This window comes from Alistipes sp. AM16-43, from assembly GCF_003435745.1.
GTDB classification, from domain to species: Bacteria; Bacteroidota; Bacteroidia; order Bacteroidales; family Rikenellaceae; genus Alistipes; species Alistipes onderdonkii.
In genome coordinates this window covers 762,924-780,003 of the sequence record NZ_QTUQ01000001.1, presented here as the reverse complement: position 1 = coordinate 780,003, position 17,080 = coordinate 762,924, and the positions used below count along the sequence as shown (strand labels likewise).

The 17,080-nt window shown below is 62.0% G+C and carries 15 protein-coding genes and 2 tRNA genes; 7 read left to right on the top strand and 10 right to left on the bottom strand.

The features are described from left to right. Positions 1 to 369 precede the first annotated feature (369 nt). The 5 genes from ftcD (at position 370) to DW189_RS03170 (ending at position 7,950) form a co-directional block, all read left to right on the top strand. A complete protein-coding gene (ftcD, locus tag DW189_RS03190; RefSeq protein WP_117506838.1) occupies positions 370 to 2,067 on the top strand; it encodes a glutamate formimidoyltransferase in 1,698 nt (565 codons plus the stop codon). A 5-nt stretch (positions 2,068 to 2,072) separates the two neighbouring features. Next, the gene (locus DW189_RS03185; protein ID WP_117506837.1) at positions 2,073 to 4,094 is read left to right on the top strand and encodes a urocanate hydratase; all 2,022 of its coding nucleotides are present in this window, start codon (positions 2,073 to 2,075) and stop codon (positions 4,092 to 4,094) included. Between the two features lie 16 nt (positions 4,095 to 4,110). After that, positions 4,111 to 5,592, top strand: a complete 1,482-nt coding sequence (gene hutH, locus DW189_RS03180; protein WP_117506836.1) for a histidine ammonia-lyase — start codon at positions 4,111 to 4,113, stop codon at positions 5,590 to 5,592. Further along, positions 5,589 to 6,830 (top strand): imidazolonepropionase, encoded by a 1,242-nt coding sequence (gene hutI / locus DW189_RS03175; protein ID WP_117506835.1) that lies wholly within the window; start codon positions 5,589 to 5,591, stop codon positions 6,828 to 6,830. The genes hutH and hutI overlap by 4 nt, the downstream gene beginning before the upstream one ends. Positions 6,831 to 6,909: 79 nt before the next feature. Next, a complete protein-coding gene (locus DW189_RS03170) occupies positions 6,910 to 7,950 on the top strand; it encodes a bifunctional methionine sulfoxide reductase B/A protein (protein ID WP_197736381.1) in 1,041 nt (346 codons plus the stop codon). Between the two features lie 336 nt (positions 7,951 to 8,286). On the opposite strand, the gene DW189_RS03165 is transcribed toward DW189_RS03170, so the two are convergent. The 3 genes from DW189_RS03165 to DW189_RS03155 all read right to left on the bottom strand — a co-directional run bounded on the left by DW189_RS03165 (position 8,287) and on the right by DW189_RS03155 (position 10,745). Beyond that, on the bottom strand, positions 8,287 to 8,913 hold the full coding sequence (locus DW189_RS03165; RefSeq protein WP_022333147.1) for a CatB-related O-acetyltransferase: 627 nt from the start codon (positions 8,911 to 8,913) through the stop codon (positions 8,287 to 8,289). A gap of 11 nt (positions 8,914 to 8,924) precedes the next feature. After that, a complete protein-coding gene (locus tag DW189_RS03160) occupies positions 8,925 to 10,187 on the bottom strand; it encodes a Y-family DNA polymerase (RefSeq protein WP_117506833.1) in 1,263 nt (420 codons plus the stop codon). A 105-nt stretch (positions 10,188 to 10,292) separates the two neighbouring features. Next, positions 10,293 to 10,745, bottom strand: a complete 453-nt coding sequence (locus DW189_RS03155) for a LexA family protein (RefSeq protein ID WP_117506832.1) — start codon at positions 10,743 to 10,745, stop codon at positions 10,293 to 10,295. 76 nt (positions 10,746 to 10,821) lie between these two features. Between DW189_RS03155 and DW189_RS03150 the strand changes: the two genes are divergently transcribed. Then, entirely contained in the window at positions 10,822 to 11,706 is an 885-nt protein-coding gene (locus DW189_RS03150; RefSeq protein ID WP_117506831.1) for a DMT family transporter, read from the top strand. 146 nt (positions 11,707 to 11,852) lie between these two features. After that, a complete protein-coding gene (locus DW189_RS03140) occupies positions 11,853 to 12,788 on the top strand; it encodes a DUF1848 domain-containing protein (protein WP_117506829.1) in 936 nt (311 codons plus the stop codon). Here the strand turns inward: DW189_RS03140 and DW189_RS03135 are convergent. The 7 genes from DW189_RS03135 to DW189_RS03105 all read right to left on the bottom strand — a co-directional run bounded on the left by DW189_RS03135 (position 12,785) and on the right by DW189_RS03105 (position 17,079). Further along, on the bottom strand, positions 12,785 to 13,099 hold the full coding sequence (locus DW189_RS03135) for a hypothetical protein (RefSeq protein WP_032135648.1): 315 nt from the start codon (positions 13,097 to 13,099) through the stop codon (positions 12,785 to 12,787). The two genes, DW189_RS03140 and DW189_RS03135, sit on opposite strands and share 4 nt — an antisense overlap. A 103-nt stretch (positions 13,100 to 13,202) precedes the next feature. Further along, the gene (locus DW189_RS03130) at positions 13,203 to 14,363 is read right to left on the bottom strand and encodes a MalY/PatB family protein (protein ID WP_117506828.1); all 1,161 of its coding nucleotides are present in this window, start codon (positions 14,361 to 14,363) and stop codon (positions 13,203 to 13,205) included. A 260-nt stretch (positions 14,364 to 14,623) separates the two neighbouring features. After that, positions 14,624 to 14,701: transfer RNA gene (locus tag DW189_RS03125), tRNA-Asp, on the bottom strand. A gap of 494 nt (positions 14,702 to 15,195) precedes the next feature. Beyond that, a tRNA-Asp gene (locus DW189_RS03120) sits at positions 15,196 to 15,272 on the bottom strand. Positions 15,273 to 15,327: 55 nt separating this feature from the next. After that, positions 15,328 to 15,864 (bottom strand): RsmD family RNA methyltransferase, encoded by a 537-nt coding sequence (locus DW189_RS03115; protein ID WP_018696062.1) that lies wholly within the window; start codon positions 15,862 to 15,864, stop codon positions 15,328 to 15,330. After that, a complete protein-coding gene (locus DW189_RS03110; RefSeq protein ID WP_232045560.1) occupies positions 15,855 to 16,421 on the bottom strand; it encodes a hypothetical protein in 567 nt (188 codons plus the stop codon). The genes DW189_RS03115 and DW189_RS03110 overlap by 10 nt, the downstream gene beginning before the upstream one ends. A 22-nt stretch (positions 16,422 to 16,443) precedes the next feature. Then, positions 16,444 to 17,079, bottom strand: coding sequence for a hypothetical protein (locus DW189_RS03105; protein WP_055210209.1), 636 nt, complete (start codon positions 17,077 to 17,079; stop codon positions 16,444 to 16,446). Between the last annotated feature and the right edge of the window lies 1 nt (position 17,080).

Sequence of the window (17,080 nt, the reverse complement as noted above, 5' to 3'; positions counted from 1 at the left end):
GCACAGCGTTTCTTCGGGGCTTTCTCTTCTCCCTGCAGGGTGGACAGCCGGGGAAACGGGGGCAGGATAGCGCACCATCTTCGAGGGGGGGGGCTTCCCGTACCTCCCGATTTTTCCAATCTTTCCGGTTTCCCTGTTCTTTCCGAAATCTTTCCCTCCTTTCGTCCCCCCCCCCGTTTTCCTGCACCGCGTGACCCGCCGCTCGCTTTTTCTCCCTGCGGGAATTTCCGGCTCCGTGCCCGCCTCTCCTGCGGAAAAACCCCGGAAACTGCTGTTTCAGAATCCGGAGTGGCTTTTTTCGTTACGATTTTTTCGTATTTCTCCCGGATTTTCTTTATCTTTGAAAGTATAAATCTAACCTCATTACCTATGGAAAAGCGTATCGTGGAGTGTGTCCCTAATTTCAGCGAGGGACGCGACAAGGCAGTAATCCGTCAGATCACATCGGCCATCGAATCCTCCGGGGGCGTCAAGCTGCTGGACGTGGATCCCGGCGAGGCGACCAACCGGACTGTCGTCACGTTCGTCGGCTCGCCCGAAGCGGTCGTCGAAGCCGCCTTTGCGGGGGTGAAGAGGGCTGCCGAGCTGATCGACATGCGCCGTCACAAGGGTGCGCACCCGCGCATGGGGGCTACCGACGTGTTGCCGCTGATCCCGATTTGCGGCATCACACTCGCCGAGTGCGCCGAGCTGGCCCGCAAACTGGCCGAACGCATCGCCGCTGAACTGCATGTCCCGACCTATTGTTACGAGGCCGCGGCCTTCACCCCCGAGCGGCGCAACCTTGCGGTCTGCCGTGCCGGGGAGTACGAGGCGTTGCCCGAGAAACTGGCGCACAAGGAGACGGCCCCCGATTTCGGGGCGCGGCCGTTCGACGATGGGGTAGCCCGCACGGGTGCCACGACCGTCGGTGCGCGCGATTTCCTGATCGCCGTGAATTTCAACCTCAATACCACCTCCACGCGCCGCGCCAACGCCATTGCGTTCGATGTGCGCGAGAAGGGGCGCCCCGTGCGCGAGGGCAATCCCATCACGGGCAAGGTCGTAAAGGATGCCGCCGGCAATCCCGTCATGCAGCCCGGCACACTTCCGGCCACGAAGGCTATCGGTTGGTTCATCGAGGAATACGGCATCGCACAGGTGTCAATGAACATCACCGACATTGCCACCACGCCGCTCCACGTGGCCTTCGACGAGGTGTGCCGCAAGGCCGACGCCCGCGGCGTGCGCGTCACGGGCACCGAAATCGTCGGGCTCGTCCCCAAACGTGCGCTCATCGAGGCCGGGAAATATTTCTTGCGCAAACAACGCCGTTCGACGGGTATCGCCGAGCAGGAGATCGTCCGTATCGCCGTCAGGTCGATGGGGTTGGATGACCTCAAACCTTTCGACCCCGCCGAGAAAGTAATCGAATATCTGCTTGAAGCGGAGGATAAGCAAAAACGGCTTATTGACATGACCTGCAAAGGGTTTGCCGAAGAGACTGCGAGCGAATCCCCGGCACCGGGCGGCGGCTCGATCGCGGCCTACATGGGAGCGCTGGGCGCAGCCCTCGGTACGATGGTCGCCAACCTCTCGTCGCATAAGGCGGGGTGGGACGACCGCTGGGAGGAGTTTTCCGATTGGGCCGACCGGGGACAGGCGTTGCTCGGGGAGTTGCTGCACCTCGTGGACGAGGATACGGCGGCATTCAACCGCATCATGGCCGTCTTCGCCATGCCCAAGTCGACGGACGAGGAGAAGGCCGCCCGCAGCGCGGCCCTGCAGGAGGCGACGCTCTATGCGACGCAGGTGCCCCTGCGGACGATGAAGACGGCCTTCGGGGTTTTCGAAATCGTGCGTGCCATGGCAGCCGTCGGCAACCCCAACTCGGTGTCCGACGCGGGCGTCGGGGTGCTGGCCGCCCGCAGCGCCGTGCTGGGCGCAGGCCTCAATGTCCGGATCAATGCCGCCGGGCTGAAAGACCGCGCTGCGGCCGATGCGCTCGTGGCCGAAGCCGACCGCCTTGCGGCCGAGGCCGAACGGGCCGAGCGCGAGGTGTTGGAGATAGTAGCAAGTAAAATCTGAGCGATATGACACTGCAAGAGTTCCAGAATGACATCCGCGCGGGCATTCCCGACCGGCTGCCCGCCGCTAAACCCTATGACAAACAGATCAACCACGCGCCCAAGCGCAAGGGGATACTCACGCCCGAGGAGGAGGTGCTGGCGATCCGGAACGCACTGCGTTATTTCCCCGCGAAGCACCACGCCACGCTGGCCAGGGAGTTTGCCGAGGAGCTGCGCAAATACGGGCGCATCTACATGTACCGCCTGCGCCCCGACTACGAGATGTATGCGCGGCCGATCGACGAATATCCCTGCCGCTGCCGCCAGGCCGCGGCTGTGATGCTGATGATCCAGAACAACCTGGACAAGGCCGTGGCGCAGCATCCCCACGAGCTGATCACCTACGGCGGCAACGGCGCCGTGTTCCAGAACTGGGCGCAGTACCGCCTGACGATGAAGTACCTGTCGGAGATGACCGACAGCCAGACGCTGGTGATGTACTCGGGGCACCCGCTGGGGCTGTTCCCGTCGCATCCCGATGCCCCGCGCGTCGTGGTGACCAACGGCATGGTGATCCCCAACTATTCGAAGCCCGACGACTGGGAGCGCATGAACGCCCTCGGGGTGTCGCAGTACGGCCAGATGACGGCCGGCTCCTATATGTATATCGGCCCGCAGGGGATCGTTCACGGCACCACCATCACGGTGATGAACGCCGCGCGCAAGCGTTTCTCCGGCGGCCGCAAGGATGCCCGGGGGATGCTTTTCGTCTCCTCGGGGCTGGGCGGCATGTCCGGGGCGCAGCCCAAGGCGGGCAATATCTCGGGCGTGGTGAGCGTCATCGCCGAAATCAACCCCAAGGCGGCGCAGAAACGCTACGAGCAGGGATGGGTCGACGAGATGTACGATTCGCTCGACGCCCTGGTTCCCCGTATCCGCGAGGCCTGCCGTGCCCGCGAAGTGGTCTCGATGGCCTATGTGGGCAACGTCGTCGACCTTTGGGAGCGTCTGGCGGCCGAAGAGATCCCCGTAGACCTGGGTTCCGACCAGACCTCGCTGCACAACCCCTGGGCGGGCGGCTACTACCCCGTGGACGTAAGCTACGAGGCTTCGAACAAGATGATGGCCGAGGAGCCCGCCCGCTTCCGCGAGTGCGTGCAGGAGTCGTTGCGCCGCCAGGTCGACGCCATCAACAAACTCACCGCGCGGGGGATGTATTTCTTCGACTATGGCAATGCCTTCTTGCTGGAAGCCTCGCGCGCCGGGGCTGCCGTGATGGGCGAGGGCGGCCGTTTCCGTTATCCCTCCTATGTGCAGGACATCATGGGGCCGATGTTCTTCGACTACGGCTTCGGCCCGTTCCGCTGGGTCTGCACCTCGGGCCGCCCCGAAGACCTCGAGCTTACCGACCGCCTCGCCGCCGAAGTATTGGAGGAGATCCGCGCCACGGCGCCCGCCGAGATCGCCGGGCAGCTCGACGACAACATCCACTGGATCCGCGAGGCCGGCCGCAACCGGCTGGTCGTCGGTTCGCAGGCGCGTATCCTCTATGCCGACAGCGAGGGGCGCACCCGGATCGCACAGGCCTTCAACCGGGCCGTTGCCGACGGGCGTCTCTCGGCCCCCGTCGTGCTGGGCCGCGACCACCACGACGTGTCGGGCACAGACTCGCCCTACCGCGAGACGTCGAACATCTACGACGGCTCGAATCTCACGGCCGACATGGCCGTGCAGAACGTCATTGGCGACTCGTTCCGCGGCGCCACGTGGGTGTCGATCCACAATGGCGGCGGCGTAGGCTGGGGCGAGGTCATCAACGGCGGCTTCGGCATGGTGGTCGACGGCTCGGAAGATGCCGACCGCCACATCCGGGAGATGCTGCTGTGGGATGTCAACAACGGCATCGCCCGCCGCAGCTGGGCGCGTAACGAGGGTGCCATGTCGGCCATCCGCCGCGAGATGGAACGCACCCCCGGCCTGCAGGTCACGCTGCCCAATGTCGCCGATGAGGAATTGATACGTAACATATTGAAAGAAAACGAATAAATCCCTATCACTTCACATGGAACATCACCATATCTCCGCGGAGCACCTTTCCCTTGCCCGCATCCGTGAAATCCTCGAACGGCACCTTCCCCTGGCACTGAGCGACGATGCCCGGACTCGCATCGTCCGCTGCCGCGAATACCTCGACCGCAAGATGGAAAACCCCGAGCGGCCGGTCTACGGCATCACCACCGGATTCGGTTCGCTGTGCGACATTTCGGTGGGCTACGACGAGCTGGCGCAGTTGCAGAAGAACCTCGTGATGTCGCATGCCTGCGGTACCGGCGAGCGGGTGCCTTCCGAGGTCGTGAAGCTGATCCTGCTGCTCAAGATCCAGTCGCTCTCCTACGGCCATTCGGGCGTGCAGCTTGCGACCGTGGAGCGGCTGATCGACTTTTTCAACAACGACCTCCTGCCCGTGGTCTACCAGCAGGGGTCGCTGGGCGCATCGGGCGACCTGGCGCCGCTGGCGCACATGAGCCTGCCGCTGCTGGGGCTGGGCGAAGTGGAATACAAGGGGGCTGTGCGCCCGGCTGCCGGCGTGCTCTCCGAGCTGGGATGGCAGCCGATCGAGCTCCAGTCCAAGGAGGGGTTGGCGCTGCTCAACGGCACGCAGTTCATGAGCGCCTACGGCGTCTGGGCTTTGATCCAGTCCCGCCGCCTGAGCGAGTGGGCCGACCGCATCGGGGCGCTGTCGCTCGACGCTTTCGACGGGCGCATCGAGCCTTTCTGCGACGAGGTGCACCTGATCCGCGCCCACCGCGGGCAGCTCGCCACGGCACGCAACATCCGGCGCCTGTTGGAAGGCAGCCAGCTGGCCGCACGCCCCAAGAAACACGTACAGGATCCCTATTCGTTCCGCTGCATCCCCCAGGTGCACGGGGCTTCGAAGGACACCATCGACTATGTCGAGAGCGTGCTGACGACCGAGATCAACAGCACCACCGACAACCCGACGGTCTTCCCCGACGAGGACATGGTCGTCTCGGCGGGGAATTTCCACGGCCAGCCCATCGCGCTGGCGATGGATTTCCTCGCCATAGCCCTCGCCGAGCTGGGCAACATCTCCGAGCGGCGCACCTATAAACTGATTTCGGGCGCCCGGGAACTTCCGAAGTTTCTTGTCGCCAACCCGGGGCTGAACAGCGGTTTCATGATCCCGCAATACACCGCGGCGTCGATCGTCAGCCAGTCCAAAGGGCTGTGCATGCCCGCCTCGGTCGACTCGATCCCCTCGTCGCAGGGGCAGGAAGACCATGTGAGCATGGGCTCCAACGCCGCCACCAAACTCTACCGCGTGGTGCTCAACACCGAGCGGGTGTTGGCCATCGAGCTGTTCAATGCCGCGCAGGCGCTCGACTTCCGCCGTCCGGCGCGTTCCTCCGCGACGATCGAACATATGGTCGCCGAGTACCGCAAGCGGGTGCCGTTCATCGACAACGACTCGGTGATGTACCCCCATATCGAATCCTCCATCCAATTCCTCCGGACACTATGAGGCTGCTGGTAAAGAACATCGGTACGATCGTCGGGATCGAGACCGCCGGCCGCCTCCGCCTGTGCGGCGGGGAGATGGATCGGCTGGAGACGTTCGACGATGCCTGGCTGCTCTCCGACGACGGGCGTATCGCAGCCTTCGGGAGCATGGATTCGCTGGGCGAAATGGCCGCGGACGAGGTGGTCGACGCCGGGGGCGGGATGCTTTTCCCGTCGTTCTGCGATTCGCATACGCACCTGGTCTATGCCGGGAGCCGCGAACAGGAGTTCCTCGACAAGATCAACGGCCTGACTTATGAGCAGATCGCACGCCGCGGCGGGGGCATCCTCAATTCCGCCGACCTGCTGCACCGCACTTCCGAAGAGGAGCTCTACCGCCAGGCGATGGGGCGTATCCGCGAGATCGCCGCCATGGGGACGGGTGCCGTGGAGATCAAGAGCGGCTACGGGCTGACTACGGCCGACGAGCTGAAGATGCTGCGCGTCATCCGGCGTATCCGCGAGACGGCGCCGCTGGCCGTGCGCGCTACGTTCCTCGGGGCGCATGCCGTGCCGCGCGCCTACGTCGGACGGCAGGAGGAGTATGTCGACCTGGTCTGCAACGAAATGCTGCCTGCGGTGGCGGCCGAAGGACTGGCCGATTTCGTCGACGTGTTCTGCGACGAAGGGTTCTTCACCGTGGAGCAGACGGCACGCATCATGAAGGCCGGGCGCAAGCTGGGCATGCGCGCCAAGATCCACGCCAACGAACTCGCCGTCTCGGGCGGTGTGCAGGTGGGCGTGGAGTACGATGCCCTGTCGGTCGACCACCTCGAACGCATGGGGGCTGCCGAGATCGGAGCCCTGCACGGTACGGTGACCTCGCCGACGATGCTGCCCGGCGCGGCATTCTTCCTCGGGATGAGCTATCCGCCGGCCCGCGAAATGATAAATGCCGGGCTGGGCGTGGCGCTGGCTTCGGACTACAATCCCGGTTCGTCGCCCTCGGGCAACATGCGCATGGTCGTGTCGCTGGCATGCATCCGTATGCGGATGACCCCTGCCGAGGCCATCAATGCCGCGACGCTCAACGGGGCCTACGCCATGGGGCTTAGCCGTGACTACGGCTCCGTCACGGTCGGCAAGGTCGCCAATTTCTTCCTCACGGTGCCGATGCCTTCGGTGGCGTTCATGCCCTATGCCTATACCACGCCGCTCATCAGCCGCATATTCCTGCGCGGCGAGGAGGTCGTGGCGTAATATTTGACGGGAGAGCCGTATGAGATTGTTGGTTCTGATCATTGGCCTGGCGCTTGCCGGGGCCGTAAAAGCACAGGATATGAAGCCGTTGACACCGGAAGAAAGACGTGTGATCGTCGACAAGGGTACCGAAGCGCCTTTTTCGGGCCGTTATTACAAGCATCGCGGAGAGGGGGTTTACCGTTGCCGCCAGTGCGGTGCGCCGCTGTACCGTTCGCAGGACAAGTTCGATGCCGGGTGCGGCTGGCCGAGTTTCGACGACGAAATCCCCGGTGCCGTGAGGCGCACGACGGATGCCGACGGCCGGCGTACCGAAATCACCTGTGCCCGCTGCGGCGGACACCTGGGGCATGTCTTTACGGGCGAAGGCTTTACGCCCAAAAATACGCGCCACTGCGTCAACTCCGTCTCGCTCGTGTTCGAACCCGAAGGGGAAGCTTCCGCCGGAGCCGAAACGGCCGTAAAACCCGCGGCTTCCTCCCCGGAATCCGAAGGCCGGGCTGCCTCGCAGCCCGAAAAGCAGACGCAGCAGCCCGGAACCCAATTCGGGAGTCCCGGCGCTCAGGCGTCCGGGGCTGACTCGACGTCGGCCGCCCGGCCGGGGGACGGGATGCCGCCCGCAGGGCAGGCCGCGGAGCGTGGCGCGACGGCGATCTTTGCCGGAGGTTGTTTCTGGGGCGTGGAATATATGCTTTCGAAAGTGCCCGGAGTCCTGAAGGTCGAGTCGGGTTACATCGGCGGCACGACCGAAAATCCCACCTATGAAGAGGTATGCAGCCACCGTACGGGACATGCCGAAGCCGTACGTGTGGTATTCGATCCTGCAAAGGTGTCCTACGAGACGCTGGCACGCCTGTTCTTCGAAATCCACGACCCGACCCAGGAAAACGGGCAGGGCCCCGACCTCGGCGATCAGTACCGTTCCGAGATATTCTACACCTCGCCCGCCCAGCAGGCGACGGCTGAGAGGCTCATCGCCGAGTTGCGGCGCAAAGGCTACGACGTCGTGACGCAAGTCACCCCTGCGGGCCGTTTCTGGCCCGCCGAGGATTACCACCAGCGATACTACGAGCGCAAGGGTACGCAGCCGTACTGCCACGCCTATACCAAGCGGTTCTGAGTTTGCGCCGGGGTGCCGCCGCCGCATTGTACCCGGCATTTCATGCCCGGACATATTGTTGTGTCGTTTCCGCCTCCGTAAGGGCATTTCCGATTCCGATACGATTGTAAGACACCCCGCCTCACAGCGGGGTGTCGTGCCGTTCGGGCGTAATCCCGGCCAGGGGCGATACGGGGCCTCGGCGCCGAAGGGTTCTGAAAATCCGCTGCGACGAAACGCTCCCGGCCGAGGACAGATTGCCTTTCGGCCGTGGATTGGTTGCCTTCCGTCCGTGGACAGGCTGCCTTCCGGCTGTGGACAGGTCGCTGTGTTTTAGGCCGTTGCCGCGTGCAAAGCCTATTCTTCGGTGAGTTTCCCGATCTCGCCCTGCATGATATGGGGCAGATTTTCGCGGATTTTCCCGATGGGCCAGTCCCACCATCGCAGTTCCTGCAACCTGGCTACGGTGTCCGCGTCGAAACGCCTGCGGATCTCCCTGGCCGGCACGCCGCCGACGATGGTGTAGGGCGGGACATCCCTGGTGACGACCGCCCGCGCCGCGATCACCGCGCCGTCGCCGATCCTCACACCGGCCATGACGACCGCTTCGTACCCGATCCATACGTCGTTCCCGATTACGATGTCGCCTTTGTTGTCCCACGCCGCGGCGACATCCTTCCTGTCCAGCCCCCACTCCTCGAAAAAGAGCGGGAACGTATAGTTGGCCAGCGATCCCAGCGTGTGGTTGGCACTGTTGAACAGGAACTTGGCGCCGCACGCTATCGAACAGAACTTGCCGATCACCAGCCGGTCGCCGTTGACGGGGTAGTGGTACAGGACGTTGTTCTTTTCGAATTGCGTCGGGTCGTTCACGAAATCGTTGTAGATCGTGTAGTCCCCGACCTCGATCATCGGGTTGCCGATGACCGTGTTCAGGTAGACCGTCTGCCGGTCGTTCGTGCGGGGATAGGTCTTGCTATTCATGGTTGGTCGTTTCAGTCTGCTTTTACGGTGATGATCTGTTTCCAGTCGGTCGTATATTCCTGCGAGAGGTGCTGGCGGTTCATCTTCAGCGGAGCGAACCCCTGTGCCGCCACCACGACCCTGTTGCGGCCGTAGGTGCGGTTGGTCGCGTCCATGGCGTCCATCAGCCGGGCGTGCCTGGCACGATCCACGGGGTCGAACAGGTCGGTTTGCAGCCCCGTGCGCGACGAAATGTCCGAAAGCGTAATCCCGGCTTTCTTGTAGCCGTAGCCTTTGCGGAATATGCGTTGCAGGGCCTTTGCCGCCAGCGGCACCAGCTCCAGCGTGTCGTCGGTCGGCACCACGGGGCGCACGGTCTGGCTTTCGAAATACTGGGGCAGCTCCTCGCGGTGGCGGTTGGTGAGGATGTAGACCGTCACCTCGCCGCAGAGGCTTTGCTGGCGGCGCAGTTTCTCGGCGGCCATCGAGGCGAACGCCGCCACCGAGGTGTGTATCTCCTCGTATTGGGTCAGCTCGTGCGCGAAGCTGCGCGAGACGGTGATCTGCTGTTTGGCCGGCGGGGCGCTCTCGAAGTCGATGCACGCCTCGCCCTGAAGCTCTTTCCATGTGCGCAGCCCCGTGACCCCCATGCGGCCGCGTATCCATGCCTCGGGACGCTGCACGAAGTCCCATGCCGTACGTACGTTGGCGGCCTGCAACATGCGCCGGTGCTTGCGCCCGATGCCCCAGACATCCTCTATCGGGAATTTGCGCAGTACCTTTTCGATGTCCTGCGGACGGTACATCAGGCAGGCGCCCTGCAACTTGGGGTACTCCTTGCAGAGTTTCGACGCGATCTTGGCCAGCGTTTTGGTCGGGGCGATGCCGATGCTCACGGGAATGCCCGTATTGCGGCGTACCGTGCGGCTGATGTGCCGTCCCAACTCCTCCAGCCGTCCGGTTTCGATGCCCCGCAAGTCGAGGAACGCCTCGTCGATGGAGTATACCTCGGCGGCGGGAACCATGCGGCGGAGCGTCCAGATCACGCGCCGCGACATGTCGCCGTAGAGGTTGAAATTACTCGAAAAGACGGCGATGCCGTGCCGTTTTTCGAGGTCGCGGATCTGGAAATAGGGGTGTCCCATGCGGATGCCGAGCGCCTTGGCCTCGTTCGAGCGCGCGATCACACAGCCGTCGTTGTTCGACAGCACGACGACGGGCCGCCCCTCCAGTTCGGGGCGGAAGACCCGCTCGCACGAGGCGAAGAAATTATTGCAGTCGCAAAGTCCGTACATCGTTTTTTCGTGTTGCATGTTGTCCGTGCCCCCCCCCTCGGGCGTTGTGGTTCCCTCGCGGGGATATTGCTCGGCGTGAAGTGACTGGGCCTCCCCGCGGCCGCTTCAGACCTTTTTGATGGCGTACGTCACCACGCCCCATACCGTGAAAGCGCTCTCCTGGCCGATCTCGATCGGTTTGTAGCGCTTGTTCGCGGGCACGAGGACGATCTTGCCCTGTCCCATCCGCAGGCGTTTGAGGGTGAATTCCCCGTCGAGGAAACATACGGCGACACAGCCGTCGTAGGCCTCCAGCGACTTGTCCACGACCAGCAGGTCGCCGTCGGCGATGCCGTCGTCCTGCATGCTGTCGCCCGCGACCCGAGCGAAGAATGTCGCACCCGGATTGCGGATCAGCTCCCGATTCAGGTCGAGGGGCGGGTCGAGGTGGTCGTCGGCCGGCGAGGGAAAACCCGCCGAGACGCCGCTTGTCGCCACGGGAAGTTCCGTGTGGGTCGAGGTGTCGGGGCGGACGAGCCGGAGCCGTATTTCTTCCTGGTTGTCCATCTTGTTATCCATAGTCGCTGCAAAATTGCAAAAAATTTCGTGTAAACCGGCAATATTTCCTACATTTGCCTCCTGAAATCCCGGTTTTATGGAACGTGCCAAAGGTATTCTCTACGCGGCCCTGTCGTCGTCGACCTTCGGGCTGGCGCCGCTCTTCACACTGCTGCTGCTCGGCCTGGGCTACTCTTCGTTCGAGGTGCTGTCCTACCGTTGGGGTGTCGCGTCGGTGTTTCTCTGTGCCCTGGCGCTGCTCGCCGGGCGCAGTTTCCGCCTCTCATGGCCGGAATTGCGGACGGTATTCTTCCTGAGCCTTTTCCGCGCCGCCACGTCGCTGAGCCTGGTCATCGCCTACCAGCATATCGCCAGCGGCGTCGCGTCGACCATCCATTTCATGTATCCGCTGGCCGTCGCCCTGGCCATGATGTGCTTTTTCCGCGAGAAAGGCTCCGTATGGGTCTTTGCGGCCATCGGCATGTCCATCGTCGGCGCCGTGCTCCTTTCGCTGGGCAACGTCGATTTCACCCGGGGGAATACCACGCTGGGCATGGTCTCGGCCGCCGTTTCGGTCGTCTCTTACGGCGGTTATATCGTTGGCGTGCGCAAGAGCCGTGCCGTGGGGATCGACTCCACGGTGCTGACCTGTTACGTGATGGGGCTGGGGGCTTTGTATTTCATTGCCGGCGGCCTCGTTACGGGCGGTATCCGCATCGAGACGGACGGCACGGCGTGGCTCTGCATTCTCGGGGTGGCGCTTCCGGCCACGGCCGTGTCGAACATGACGCTGGTGCAGGCCATCAAACGCATCGGGCCGACGCTGACCTCGGTTTTCGGGGCCTTGGAACCGCTTACGGCCGTGGTCATCGGCGTCGCGGTCTTCGGCGAACCCTTTACGACGCAGGGCGCTGCGGGCATTCTGCTGATCGTCGCAGCCGTCACGATCGTCATCCTGCACAGCGGCCGCCGGAAAGCCTGACCAGGCCGCACTGCGGCGTGCTGCTGCCCGGGGAGCGCAGCTTCCGGATAAAGGCGGCGCGCATCCGGCCGCGGGGGACGGCTTCCCGGATATGGATAACGTACTCCCGGACAAAATAGAACCGACGGAAAACCCGTTTTACCGATATGATCATCAGTGCCAGCCGCCGGACGGATATTCCGGCTTTCTATGCGCCGTGGTTTTTCAACCGCCTGCAGGAGGGTTACCTCCTTGTACCCAATCCCTTCGACCCGAGGACGCTCAGCCGCATCAGCCTCGGGCGCGACGTCGTGGACTGCATCGTATTCTGGACGAAGAACCCGGCGCCGATGCTTCCGCGCCTCGGGGAGTTGTCGGGCTACAACTATTATTTCCAGTATACGCTCAATCCCTACGGTGCCGACCTGGAAAAGCACCTGCCGCCGCTCGAAAAGCGGATCGAGACCTTCAAACGCCTCTCGGATAAGGTAGGGCGCGACAGGGTGGTGTGGCGCTATGACCCGATCCTCACCAATGCGGCCTGCGACGTGGATTTCCACTGCGAGGCCTTCGCCCGGATCGCCCATGCCCTGCGGGATCATACGACGACCTGCATGCTGGGCTTCATCGACCATTACCGCCATATCCGCGGCGTCCTCGGGGCGCTCGGCATCGGGCCCTTGCAGCGGGACGAAATCCAGCGGATGGCCGTGTCGTTCCGCCGGACAGTGGCGTCGACGCCTATCGCATTGAAGACCTGCACCGCAAAGGTCGACCTTCGGCACCTGGGCATCCCGGCCGGCATGTGCATCGACCGCGGGCTGGTCGAACGCATTGCGGGCTATCCGATCGCGGCGAAGAAGGATGCGAACCAGCGCCATATCTGCAATTGCGTCGAGAGCATCGACATCGGCACCTATGAAAGCTGTCTGAACGGCTGTGTCTATTGCTATGCCATCCGGGGCAATTACGGTACGGCGGAGTATAACCGCCGCAGGCACGATCCCCGCTCGCCGCTGATGATCGGGCATCTTTGCGACGACGATGTGGTGAAAGAGCGGCCGGTAAAAAGCCTCCGCAGCACGCAGCATACGCTGTTTTAACAGGACGGCGTCTCTTCGGGGGCGTGTTTCTTCGATATTTTCCCGGATAGCTCCCGGTATGTGCAGTTCATTATTTCATAGCGTTTTACTTCATGCGTCCTGCGGTCTTCCTGCACCAGATAGGCGCGTTTTGCCCACGCCTCGATCGTGAAATCGCATGCCGGCCCTTCCAATTTCAGCACGTGCGAGTCCATCAGGTTCCAGAAAATGAAGCGCAGCTTGTTGGCATAGCTTCCGTTTGCAAACGACATTTGTGCGCCTGTTTCGTCCTTAAAATAGACGCTGTTGAAATTTTCTCTTGCCCGTCCCATAGCAGTTGTGTTTAGTCGGTGCAAAGGTCGGAAGGTGTAATGACAAGTTTTGACACCGTTGCGTATTTTTTTGAATGCACGATGCCGGAATGGAGTTCTCAAACTATCGTTTCAGCACCTTTCGCAACCTGTCGAGCCCCTCGGCCAGCAATTTCCGCGGGCAGGCGATGTTCAGGCGGATGAAATCCCGGCCGGCCTCGCCGTATATCGCCCCGGGGTTTATGCGCAGTTTCGCCTCTTCGAGCAGCTTCGTCTCCAGCTCGTCGGACGTAAGTCCCGATGCCCGGCAGCCGACCCACACCAGGTAAGTCCCCTCCAGCGGCAGCACCGGGTACTGCGGCAGGTTGCGGTCGAAATACTCCCGCAGGAAGCGGTAGTTGTCGTGCAGGTATTCGTTGAGCGCATCGAGCCATTCGGCGCCTTCGTCGTAGGCTGCGATCAGCGCTTCGATGGCGAAGGGGCCGATCTCCCCGGTTTCGTTGATCTGGAGCGAGTGCCCGATCCTTGCCCTCAGGGCCGCATCCGCCGCAAAGATGTTGGCGACCTGCAACCCCGCGAGGTTGAATGCCTTGCTCGGCGAGGTGCAGGTCACCGAACGGCGTTCGAACTCCTCGCAGAGCGAGGCGAACGGCGTATAGCGGAATCCCGGCATCACCAGCTCGCAGTGTATCTCGTCGGCTACGACCACGACGTCGTGGCGCAGGCACAGCTCCCCGATGCGGTGCAGCTCCGCGGGCGTCCAGACCCGTCCGGCAGGGTTGTGCGGGTTGCACAGCAGCATCAGCTTCACGGCCGGGTCGGCGGCTTTACGCTCCAGGTCGTCGAAGTCGATCGTGTAGGTGTTGTCGCGGTATACCAGCGGGCTTTCGGCCGCCTGGCATCCGCTGTTGTGGATCGAGGTGAAGAAATGGTTGTAGACCGGCGTCTGGATCAGGACTTTGTCGCCCGGTTGCGTCAGGGCCTTGATGACGGCCGACAGGGCGGGGATGACGCCTGTCGTATGGAGCACCCATTCCGGCCGGATCTGCCAGCCGTGGCGGCGGCGGAACCACCCCGTAATCGCGTCGTAGTAGGCTTTCGGAGCCGTCGCATACCCGAAAATGTCGTGTTGCACCCGCCGCTTCAAGGCGGCTGCGACAGCGGGTGCCGTACGGAAGTCCATGTCGGCCACCCACATGGGCAGCACCTCGGGATCGGTATCCATATCCCATTTGATCGCGTTCGTCCCGCGGCGCGGGACTATTTCATCGAAATCGTATTTCATGCGGAATTGTATTTGCTTGTTTATAAATACGTCGGAGCCTCCCCGAAAGTTTCATTCCAGGTTCCGGTTTTGCACGGCAGGCAGGCTGCCGGCTGACCCTCACGTTCCGGCAGCGTACCCTTATGCTCGCCGATGTACCCTTATCTGCTTCTCCTTTCCCCATCCGTACCGCCATGCGATGCGGGGAAACGAAAAACGAGGCAGTCGTAAACTGCCTCGTTTCCTGTTTTTTATCTCCAAAGATTTCCTCTCCGGTTTGCTGGCTGTGCGTAGGGGTCTCGAACCCCTGACCCCTTGCGTGACAGGCACGTATTCTAACCAGCTGAACTAACGCACCATTTTGGTATTGCGAGTGCAAAGATACTATATTTTCTAAAACCTGCAAATAATTCCGTGATATTTTTTTTGCCGTTTGCCTGCCGTGTCCGGCTGTGCCGCCGCCGGATGCGTGCCTCCCGGCAGGTGTGCTGTTCCCTGCCCCCTCCCGGCCTGTCCGGTGCTTCCCCGCCTCCCGCCGGGGATGTGGATGGATGCTCCGGAGCCGGCGGATGTTTTTCCTTTCCGGGGTCGCCGGGCGGATTCTCCGGAGCATCCTATTGTTTCCCTTTCCCGGAACCGTAGGGTAGGTGTCCTTGGGGACTTTCTTTCCGGCGTGAGCCCTCCCCCTTGTTCCGGCAGGCGTACCCCCTCCCTTATGCTCGTCGACATACCCTTATCTGCCTTGCCTTTCCCCGTCCGCACCGCCATGCGATGCGGGGAAACGAAAAACGAGGCAGTCGTAAACTGCCTCGTTTCCTGTTTTTTATCTCCAGAGATTTCCTCTCCGGTTTGCTGGCGGTGCGTAGGGGACTCGAACCCCTGACCCCGTGCGTGACAGGCACGTATTCTAACCAGCTGAACTAACGCACCGTTTGGTCTATTGCGAGTGCAAAGATAGTGTAATTTTTCAAAACGGCAAGCGCTTTTACGGCTTTTTGAAGAAAGAAAATTGTACGCTTCCGTAACTCCTTAATTGCCAGAACTCCTCGCAGGCCGAGAAATCCATTTTTTTCGAATGTTCGAAGATGAAAATCCCCTCCGGGCGCAGCAGGTTGCCCTCCAGCACCAGTTTCACCACCTGTTCGCTGCCCTCCAGGTCGTAGGGGGCGTCCGAAAAAATCACGTCGAACTGCTTGGTGCAGCTCTTCAGGTAGAGGAACGCATTGGCCTTCACGGGATAGAGGTTGCCGATGCCGAGCTGTGCCGCCGTCTGCCGGATAAAGTTGTAATGCACCGGGTTGATCTCCACCGATGTGACGCTCCGTGCTCCGCGCGAGGCGAACTCGTAGCTTATCGACCCCGTCCCGGCAAAGAGGTCGAGCACGTCGCACTGCTCGAAATCCACCAGGTTGCCCAGTACGTTGAACAGGTTTTCCTTGGCGAAATCGGTCGTCGGGCGTGCCCGCAGGTTGCGCGGCGGGTTGATGGCCCGCCCCTTGTATTTTCCGCTGACTATTCGCATACGATCCGTTTGAAATAACCTTTCAGCAGCTTGCCGCACGCCTTGGCGTCGTCGCCGGAAATCCTGAGTTCGCAGCTTTTGAGCGCGAACTCCTTTTCGAGCCGTTCCGTGAAGTAGCATACGTCCGCCGTGTCCGGTGCGGGGATCACCCCCGCGAAGCGGAGGATGCCGTCGTACACCTTAATATATAGGAGTCCCGCCGTGCGGTATGCCCATACGGTCGGTGTTCCGGCCTGCACCTCCCGGAGCAGCGGGGTGGTGTAGAGGATGCGGTCTCCCAGCTTCTCCTCCGCCTGCCGCAACGCCTCCCGGTGCGCAGCCATTACGGCGACGATTCCCTGCACGGGGAGGCTGCATACGGCGCGCTCTTCCGCGGCGGGAGCCATGCCGTTTGCCGCGAGCAGCGTCCCGGCGTCCCCGGTGCCGAGCACCTCCTCCGGGACGAGCATCGTCCGTGCCGTCAGCAGCTCCGCCACCACGGGTTCCTCCCCCGGAAATTCCCCGTCGAGGCCGTGCGCCGAAAAAGAGTGTCCATCCAACGTAAGCTGAATGGACACCTTATTTGTAGCTTGCGGAGTGTTACTCCCAGTTACCTGCTTCATTGTTACCAGCTTCCATTGAACCGAACTTGACGCCGGGGTAGCGGTTGAAGTTGTTCTCCTCGTCGTCGATCAGGTTGATGATCTCCTGGCGGTAAGCCACCGTGTCGAGGAACATCTTGTAGGGTGCGCGGCACTCCACGATCGGGATCACGACCTTCGACTCGGTGGTGATGATGCCTGCCTCCATGATGTACTGGGCCTTGTCATCGGTGCCGGGGATGTAACGCAGCTGCTCAACGTCCTGTTTCGAAAGGCGCTTGGGCGAGAAGATCGTATCGATCACGGCGATCTTGAACTTCTCGACGTTCTTTTTGCCCATCTTCTTCAGCTGTGCCATGGCTACGGAGTCATCCTCGTCGACGATCTTGCGCTCGAGTTCGAGCGTATCCTGCAGGATGAAATTCGCCAGCGTGTCGAAACTGCCCGTGAAACGCTGGTACTTCGACTTGAATGCGCGCTGTGCCGTACGGATGTCCTTGATGCGGTCGATGACCTGGGCTTTCTTGGCCTTCAACTCGTCATCGAACTTGATCGGGGTCGAGATCTGGTCGTAGATAACGTAGACCAGCGCCACGATAGCTACAGCAAGAATGATTTGAGCGATTTTTTTCATT